Source organism: Schlesneria sp. (genome assembly GCF_036405755.1).
Classification (GTDB): Bacteria; Planctomycetota; Planctomycetia; order Planctomycetales; family Planctomycetaceae; genus Schlesneria; species Schlesneria sphaerica.
This window is the reverse complement of record NZ_DASWWZ010000062.1, coordinates 1-9,037: the sequence shown is the minus strand read 5'-3', so window position 1 is coordinate 9,037 and position 9,037 is coordinate 1. Positions and strand designations below refer to the sequence as shown.

6 protein-coding genes and 1 pseudogene are annotated in these 9,037 nt (G+C 56.6%); 5 read left to right on the top strand and 2 right to left on the bottom strand.

The genetic code is table 11. The features are described from left to right. Positions 1–785: pseudogene (locus VGE80_RS02185) on the bottom strand (hypothetical protein); the annotation flags it as partial. Between the two features lie 439 nt (positions 786–1,224). Between VGE80_RS02185 and VGE80_RS02180 the strand changes: the two are divergent. The 5 genes from VGE80_RS02180 (at position 1,225) to VGE80_RS02160 (ending at position 7,063) form a co-directional block, all read left to right on the top strand. Continuing rightward, positions 1,225–1,566 (top strand): hypothetical protein, encoded by a 342-nt coding sequence (locus VGE80_RS02180; protein ID WP_440591514.1) that lies wholly within the window; start codon positions 1,225–1,227, stop codon positions 1,564–1,566. 189 nt (positions 1,567–1,755) lie between these two features. Continuing rightward, the gene (locus VGE80_RS02175) at positions 1,756–3,297 is read left to right on the top strand and encodes an MFS transporter (protein WP_440591513.1); all 1,542 of its coding nucleotides are present in this window, start codon (positions 1,756–1,758) and stop codon (positions 3,295–3,297) included. Positions 3,298–3,577: 280 nt separating this feature from the next. After that, a complete protein-coding gene (locus VGE80_RS02170) occupies positions 3,578–3,922 on the top strand; it encodes a hypothetical protein (RefSeq protein WP_397568955.1) in 345 nt (114 codons plus the stop codon). Between the two features lie 34 nt (positions 3,923–3,956). Beyond that, positions 3,957–5,303, top strand: a complete 1,347-nt coding sequence (gene glmM, locus VGE80_RS02165; RefSeq protein WP_440591512.1) for a phosphoglucosamine mutase — start codon at positions 3,957–3,959, stop codon at positions 5,301–5,303. A 467-nt stretch (positions 5,304–5,770) separates the two neighbouring features. Further along, a complete protein-coding gene (locus tag VGE80_RS02160; RefSeq protein ID WP_440591511.1) occupies positions 5,771–7,063 on the top strand; it encodes a GAF domain-containing SpoIIE family protein phosphatase in 1,293 nt (430 codons plus the stop codon). Between the two features lie 121 nt (positions 7,064–7,184). Here VGE80_RS02160 and VGE80_RS02155 read toward each other — a convergent pair. After that, positions 7,185–9,037, bottom strand: a 1,853-nt coding sequence (locus tag VGE80_RS02155; RefSeq protein ID WP_440591510.1) for a serine/threonine protein kinase, incomplete at its 5' end; no start/stop codon positions are given.

Sequence of the window (9,037 nt, the reverse complement as noted above, 5' to 3'; positions counted from 1 at the left end):
ATTCCGGGGATCAGGCAGATCATCAGCTCTTCGACCTGCTCGGGTTTTCGCTGGAAGAGATCCTGAAGTGTCTTTTCAATGAACTGAGCGAGGTCCGGGGCACAGAAGCGAATTTCTTCTCCGAGGCTATCGGGCTTCCAGAGTTCGGCCGGTCTCAGATTCAGCACGACCTGCGATCCGAAGGGAATGTACTGGAGTTCGATCGGCTTGCCGTGAGTCGGGCTCGAATGGGCGGGGCCCTCGTTCGAACCGGCCTCGCTCACGGCGTCGTGCTCCTGCGAAGCGGCGTCAGACGAAGCCTGATTGGGCAGTTCCGACGACGTTTTGGATGTGAAGCGGGGAACGATAAACACCATACCGGCAATGACCGCCAGGGCCAGTCCTGTCAGCCCCAGGCCGATATTTCTGCGACGGGAGTTCTGCTTTTGTCGTTCCTTCAGTCGCTCCGTTGTTCCTTTGGTGGTGGCAATCCGGTCGAGTGCGGCCAGCTCAGGTGGAACGCTGAAGTTGAAATCGGGAGGGGCACCCTGCGGGGAAGCCACTGGCTCACTCGGGATCTGGCCCGACGGAACCGTTTCTGTCTTCGAGGACGACGGAGCAGAGTCTTCGCTGGTACGATTCGGCGGGGGTGCCGGGGACCCGGTCGCTTCGGGGGGAACGACGGTTGGCTCCGCGAGCACGAACGTGTGCGCACACTTAGGACATTTTCCCTTTCGTCCCAGCAGACTTCGATCGGGAATCTTGAGGTGTTTTCCGCAGTTCGGACATGGAATTTGAATCGACATGGATTTTACCGCTCGCCGTCCTGACCGTGTTTACTTGTAGTCACCGCGCGGTGTGCTCATTCCGGATGACGCCGAGAGAAACTGCTGCGGAACCGAATCGTGAAGGGTAACAGATCGGTCGGCTCAGTGGTCGCATCACGCGTTCAGTCCGGGCTTGAGCTTCTCGTACGCTCAGTCGAAAGCAGCGACGCAATCCACTACGCGCAATGATGATGTGCGTTGTACAATGTCTGCGTTGATTATGGAACTTGTCGACCGTCCGATGTGTGCGCGGGCCCGTGCACACATCGCAGATTCCGCGGCCTTGAGAGGGGCGATGAGGGTGGACTGGACAGAAACCTTTCCCGGTGAATTTCAGGTTCAAAAGGTGACAGAAAGCGAATCGGGGGGCGGACTGACTTTGGTTGTCTTGCAGAGACCTGATAATAGAGGCCGGTTAATGAAGAACCCGGCACCGTTGCTGATTAGCTTTGTCTGCGGAATCCTGGCGTGCCTGTTCGTGGTGGTGGGCAAGATGTTGATCTTTCCCTCGGCGGTTCAAGCTCTGCCATTCTTGTCAGCCTACAGGGAAGAATATCACGACTATGGCTTGATTCCCGACTTTTACTACAAACTTGAAGCACGGATGAATCCGCGTGAGTTCGAGAGGTTTGTGTATCTGGTGGGTTTTCGTCCTGAGGATCAGAAAAACTCAACTCTGTACCTGATCGAGCTTCCAGACTATTCCAAAAGGGCTGAGTACTCTGGTGGGGAACTTGTTTACGAAGAATCCCGAGAATGAGTTGCGTCCATCGCAATTGAGCTTGCCTCACCGCTTTTACGGCTGTCGGATCCAGTGTGTACGGCCTGCCTGGTTGCTGAAAACCGGTCGGCAAGTCTGGCTTTCCTGATCCAGAATATCCTGCAAGAATCCGGCAGCGTTGATCTTGGATCGCCTTCGATCTTTGTTTTGTGAGAAAGCCTGCCCAGCATGACCCAGGAAGCGACCCTTATTCGCCCGCCACTGTTTCAGGACCGTAGCTTCTGGGGGCTGAATCTGACCCAGTTCTTTGGTGCTTTTAACGATAACCTGTTTAAGCAACTTGTCATGCTCGACTGTCTCGATCAGGCGAGTCAGGGGGGACGGGACCTCCAGGGATTAGGACTCGTCCTGTTTTCCATTCCGTTCATCGGAATTTCTGGCTTTGCGGGATTTCTGTCAGACCGATTCAGCAAGCGGACCATTATCGTTCTGTGCAAAATGGCCGAAGTGCTGATTGTAATCCTGGGGATGATCGGGTTCCTGCTGCATAGTCTTCCGTTCCTGTTGGCGGTCCTTTGCCTGATGGGGGCTCATAGTGCCTTTTTCGGCCCTTCCAAGTACGGCATCCTGCCCGAAATGTTGCGCGATCAGGACTTGCCGCGAGCCAACGGGATGATGTTGATGGCGACGTTCCTGGCCATTATTTTCGGTCTGACAGCGGCCGGCATGGCAAAGTACTTTTTTAATTCCACACTCTGGCTGGCGAGCCTCCCCTGCCTGGTGATCGCTTTATTGGGGCTGGTGACCTCGCTGGCGATCCGGCCTACGCCGGTCGCACAACCCAATCTGAAGTTCGACGCCTCTTCACTGCTGATCGCATCTCAGACTCGCCAGCTTCTCCGAAATTCACCCAGCTTGCTTTGGGTGCTCTTGATGTCATCGGCGTTCTGGTTCGTCGGGGGGACTGTCTATCCGCCAGCGATCAATGCATTGGCGAAGGAGCAGTTTCATCTGGATGATTTGATCACCGGCATGATGGCCGCCAGTACGGGGGTGGGAATCGCGCTTGGCTGCGTCGTGGCGGGGATTCTTTCGAAAAATCGAGTCCGCGGCTGGATTGTGAGGATGGGAGCGTGGGGACTGACGCTCAGCCTTCTCGCTCTCGCCTTGCCCGGCCCGGGCTGGGACAAAGTTCGTGACGAAATTCGCGAGTTGAAGTCCGTCGCGGGCGTGTCCGTTCCTGCCAACCCAACCGCAGTCGCTGTGAATTCGGCCGGAACCCCAGCAGTCGAAGGGACTGCCGGAGTTGGCGCGGAGAAGACTACGACTATTTCTGAGACTGAACGGGATCTGCAGGTGCAGGTGGCAGCGACAGGTGAGGTCGCGGACAAGACCGCTGAGCGTACCGCCCGCGATCAACGACTCAGCCCTGCCGAGCGGTTCCACCGTGGGACGCTGCTGGGACCTTATGGAAGTGTGGTTGCGCTGATCTGTGTGGGCTTGTTTGCCGGTTTCTACAGTGTCCCGCTACAGGTCTTCCTGCAGGCCTCGGCACCCGTGGAGCAGAAGGGGCGGATCATCGGGGCCAACAATTTGATCAACTGGATTGGTATCGCTTCCGCGGGTGCTGTTTGCTTTGCAGGCCGAGTCCTGCTGGTGGATACGCTGATGCTTCCCTACGCGTCGCTGTTCGGCATGGCGGCCGCTCTGATGTTACCCGTCGCGGCGTTCTACAGTCCACCAGACGTCGCAATCGAGCAGGAAGCGTGATTCCCCTCCTGTTCTTTTCGTTTCGGTCGTTTTTGCCCTCTCGGGCAGCAAGTTCATCGGAGAGAGGTATTTGCGACTGTCGATCCGAAAAAGAAGGTATCGTCGATCGAAGTCAACCTATTTATTCTGTGATGGCTATTTTGTTTTATAGGAAAACTCAACTCAACTTGTGTTTCCTCTTTTGAGTCGCCAACATTCCTTGACAGGAGGCTTTTCCTCCGGGGGCAGGATCTAAGTCCGGCTCTGTGGGTTTCAGGCTGCGATTTTGAGGTTAAGTCAAATGCGAACTTTCTTGATGGCGATTGTTTTCGCTTGTGCGAGTATGCCGATCAGTTCCACTGCACAGGCCGAGTGTCCTCCGTGGCGTCCCTGCGGTCCCGGGAATTCGTTTGGCGGGAACCGATTGATTCCTCAGGGGTTCCACGGTGCCGATTTCCGCCCGGCATGTGCCGCCCATGACGCGTGTTACACCGGCAGCGGGATTCCTCGTGCGGAATGTGATCGGCAGTTCCTCGCAAACATGACCGCCGCCTGTGCCTGTTCCGATCGCCCTCGTGCCTGTCAGCGCAAGGCGCGACTGTACTATGGATTAGCACGGATTTTTGGCGGTAGCATGTATCGATAGGTCGTTTTTTCCACCGGTGATTCAAGGAAGAGAAATGCCAGAACGGATTCTGAGTATCTCGGGTTTACGCGGTGTCATCGGTGATGGGCTCGACCCAGAATACGTGACTCGCTTTGCTGCGTCACTCGGAACGATCGTCAACGGAGGGACCGTGGTTCTCTCTCGTGACGGTCGTTCGACGGGTGAAATGCTGCGGCACGCCGTGCTGGCGGGGTTGTTGTCGACCGGATGCCGTGTGCTGGATCTGGGAATCGCCTCAACCCCGACGTGCGGAGTGATGGTGACCGCTTTGAAGGCGGCCGGAGGACTGCAACTCACTGCCAGTCACAACCCGATCGAATGGAATGGTCTCAAACCCTTTTCACCCGAGGGAAGTGTCTTCGACAAAAGCACGGGTGAGCGACTGCTGAGCGTGATCAATGGGTCACCGGACTATCGGCCGTGGTCCCGGTTGGGATCCGCGGAGTTCGTTGCTGATCCGACGGGTGAGCACCAGAGACGTGTCTTCGAACTGATCGACGTCCCTGCCGTGAAGTCTCGCAAGTTCAAGGTCGTGCTCGATTGCAACCATGGTTCCGGCAGTTTGCTGGGCCCCCAGTTATTGCGTGAGCTGGGTTGTGAAGTCATCGTGATGGGTGGGGTCGCAGACGGGCAATTCGAACATCCCGCCGAACCACTCAAAGAGAACCTCTCGACCTTGATGTCTGCCGTGGTTGCACACGGGGCCGACGTCGGATTCGCTCAGGACCCCGATGCAGACCGCTTGGCGATTGTCGACAACAAGGGGCGCTACATCGGTGAAGAACTGACCCTGGGGCTGGCGGTCGATCACGTCCTGTCCCGCAAGAAAGGGCCGGTGGTCGTCAACGGTTCCACCAGTCGCGTGACGGCGGATATCGCCCAGAAGTACGGCTGTCCCTTCTATCGGTCGCACGTGGGGGAAGCCAACGTCGTGGCAAAGATGCGCGAAGTCGGAGCTCTGATCGGCGGTGAAGGGAATGGAGGAGTGATCGAACCCCAGGTCGGGTTCGTGCGCGACAGTTTCGTCAGTATGGCGTACGTGCTGGACGCACTGGTTGCTCGCGGGACCACCCTGAACGCATGGGTCGAGACGTTGCCCAAGTACACGATCGTCAAGGATAAACTGCATTGCCCGCGTGAACGGGTCGAGCAGGCCTGTGCCGCCCTGCGCCACGCTTATTCATCCGCCACCGCGACGGAGGGGGACGGCTTGCGTCTGGACTGGCCTGACCGCTGGGTCCAGGTCCGCGCCAGCAACACTGAACCGATCATTCGTGTGATTGCCGAAGCTCCCGACGAAGCGAAAGCCATTGCCCTGTGTGCTGAAGCTGTGGCCCTGGCCAAAAAAGCAGTGGTCTAGTCGCGGGTGAAAAAACTCCTGCGGCACCGCTTAAGTATGGCAACGCTGTTGCAAACGGGGGCTGCAGGAATTTCCCTGCGTGTCAGGGAAATCGTCTCGAACCTCCGCAACGGACGTCACGCAAGGTGATGAACGTTCGTCGTGCGCCCTTCCAGAAACGCCGGGGCTTGTGATTCCAAACTCCTCTCAGTAGTTCTCTCTCGCACAATCTGCCGACGCCGTTTGCAGTTCCTTCCGTGTCACATTCGCGAGGTAGTGCAAACGCCCCGTCTCAGGGAACCGCTGGTCCATTCGGTATTGCCTGACATGAAGTCTGTTCCAGTAGCAGTTCCTGTCGGAAATCCCCCCTTGGGAGAAGGGATCCCGCATCAATCTTGATGGATGCGGTTGTGGTCAAGTTTTCAACCGGCGCGAATTCTGTGAGAATCTCAGACGTTCCGATCTAGTTCGAATCAGGAATGATGACGATGACGACGCAAAGCCGAGTGAATGAGCCGACCACGTGGCAGGAACGGCTTGATGTGATCGTGGATATGATGCGTGACATGAGTCAGCACACGGATCCTCAGGCGATGGTCAAGTCGTACGGCGAGAAGATTCAGCAGTTGCTCTCGGTCGACTGTCGCATCTCGATCAGCCGGCGCGGCCTTGAAGCACCCTGGTACCGTGTCACCCGCAACACGTCGTGGTCTCAGGAAATCAATCCGTGGAAAGAGCCGGATCGGCTTCCGCTGCTGAAGGGTGGCCTGCTGGGACGACTGATTCATGGCGACCAACCGGTCCTCATCAATGATCTGCAGCTTGACCCAGCTGAGCCGGCGTACGAGCTTCTCCAGGGTTATCGATCGTTACTCGCCGTTCCCATGTATGATCAGGGGGTGGCGATGAACATGGTGATCATGCTCCAGCAGGAGCCGAATGGGTTTGAAGAAGAGCAGATCCCTGATCTCGTCTGGCGCAGCAATCTGTTCGGCCGGGTGACCAGCAATCTGGTGCTGAAGGAAGAGCTTCGACAGGCCTATCAGGTGCTGGACCGCGAGATGAAAGCCGTCGGGGATATCCAGCGTTCGCTGTTGCCCTCGTCGCTCCCTTCCATCCCGACACTGGATATCGCCTGCTATTACCAGCCGGCGCAGCGAGCCGGTGGGGACTATTACGACTTCTTCCCCATGCCGGATGGGAAGTGGGGGATCTTCATTGCGGATGTCAGCGGCCATGGAACGCCGGCGGCAGTGCTGATGGCGGTGACTCATTGCATTGCTCACACTCATCCTGGGCCGCCATTGCCACCCGGGAAGTTGCTGGAATACCTGAACTGCCACCTTTGTTCCCGTTACATCGGGACGTCTTCCCGGTTTGTGACGGGGTTTTACTGCATCTATGACCCGGCGCGGCGAGTGATCACCTACGCGTGTGCCGGTCATAATCCACCGAGGCTGAAACGCTGTCAGGATGGCTCGCTGCTGTCGCTTGATCAGGCCCGCGGACTGCCCTTGGGTATCGTGAAAGAAACTCACTACGAAGAAGCAGAGCTTCAACTGCAGCAGGGGGACCAGATCATTTTTTATACGGATGGCATCACCGAAGCGCAAAGCACCGACGGTAAGTTCTTCGGCACGGAACGGCTCGATCACGAGTTGGAGAAATGTTCGTTACTGGCCAACGCGCTGCTGAATTCTGTGCTCAGGTCCGTTGAACGATTTGCCAATGGCCGGCCCGCTGACGACGACCGAACGATGATTGTGGCACGTCTGGTATAGCCCTGTCGCACTTTTGTCACGAGGGCCGGATGACTGAATCCCGAGCAGGTCCGCCAACAGCGGGAATGGCTCTTCGAGAAAGACTTTTCTCCGGTTCCGAAGTCTTGTCATGGTTCCGGCTTCATTCTTCAGGGGTGCCATTCGTGACAGGCTCCGCTGGATTCGTGGGAATCTCTGGCGCCGATGGCTCTGAGGGAGTTGCGGGGGTCTCAACCGTTGGCATTTCTTCGATCTTTAACTCTTCGCGAAGTACGGGGGCTTCCAGTGTCTGGAACTTCCAGAATCGTCGTAGTCCGGTGGGCAAATCAGGGGCTTCGCCTGAGTCCAAGTGCTGATATTGATCGCGAACTGTCCCGTCAGAGGATTTCTCTGAGAACTTGAAATTCTCAATGGACCAGCGGAACCATTTGCCGCGACGACCCATAGTGATTCGAAGTGGCAGAATGCTGGCTTTCCAGCCTAAAAGCTGCGGATAACGTGCGTAGAGGCCGAATTCACGTCGTTGCTCTCCACCCATGGGACTCATTCCCCCCGGCATTGCTGGCGGCATATTCGATGTTCCTCCCATCATTGCAGCCATGCCCATACCCATACCCATTCCCATGCCTCCTGACGCCATCATTTCCATCGCCGCTTCTGACGCATGTTGACTGCTCGAGTCAATGAGCGGTGGAGGCTGGGTGAGTTCGGAATAGAGCGGCAAGGTGTTTCGGAGGAATTTCTGTTGGGGCCGGGAAAGTTGCGAGTCGAGCGCGGTCCAGAGTTCATTCTCGAGTTCAGCGACTTCGTCGGGGAACGGCTCAATTTCCGCGAGAACCGTTTGATCTTTTCGTCTTTCAAACTTCGTATGGGTCTTTTCCAAGGCGAGATAACGGTCGTGTACCTTGCTCAGGATTTCGTTGACACTCTGCCGATGCTCCGACGTGAGGACTTCCGTTGCAAAATTCGGGTTTAATCGAGGTTTTTCATCCGAGAATTGAACGATGGCAAGAGCTTCATTGGGGTCGTCGCTTACGGATTGGTCGTCCGATGCGGGTTGCCCATCAGGATTTTGCGGAAGAGCCGGGGGAGAAATCGTGCTCATACGCAGTAGCTGGAGACTCAGATTGTTTTTTTCATTCTGAAGTTCATTAATCGTCTTCTGAAGCTTCGCATAATTTGTGACAGGAAACGGAGGTATCATTTTGAACAGAGCGATCGCGAGCAATCCCCCGAGAATCGCAAGGCTGAGCCAGAAACGTTTTTGAGCCCAACTCATCTTTTGCTTCGCCTGAGGAGAAACGACAGGGGAACGGATCGATTCCACGTCGCATTTGACTTCGCTTGCCTGCTGATAGCGGCGGTTCGGCTCTTTCTCGAGCGTTCTCAGAACAACTTCATCCAGACGAACGTCGAGCTGATATTTCTGTGACGGAGGGGCGAAACGACCGAGCGGGAGTTCGCCCGTCAGGAGTTCGTAAAAAACAACTCCCAGCGAAAAGATGTCGGCGCGATGATCGACGCTGCGAGTCCCCTCCATCTGTTCCGGAGCCATATACATCGGCGTCCCCATCACCTGATGCGTGCCCGTCAGCATCGGGACGTCAGCAGGACCTCCCAGCAGTTTTGCCAGACCAAAGTCGGCGATTTTCACGCGACCCCGTTTGTCGATCAGAATATTCTCGGGCTTAATGTCCCGATGCACGACCCCTTCTTCGTGGGCGAACTGTAACGCGTCACAAATCTGCGTCACGATGCCTAAGGCGTCGGCTGACGTGATCTGGCCAGCTCGCAAGGCCTGTCTGAGAGTGACGCCATCGACGTATTCCATCAGCAGGAAATACACACCATCCCGCTGTCCAAACTCGTAGACGATGACAATATGCTGATGGCCCAGCAGGGCCAGTGCCCGCGCTTCCCGCTGAAATCGTTCGGCAAAATTGGGGTCCTGCGCCACTTCTTCGGGCAGGATTTTGAGCGCGGCCCAGCGGTCCA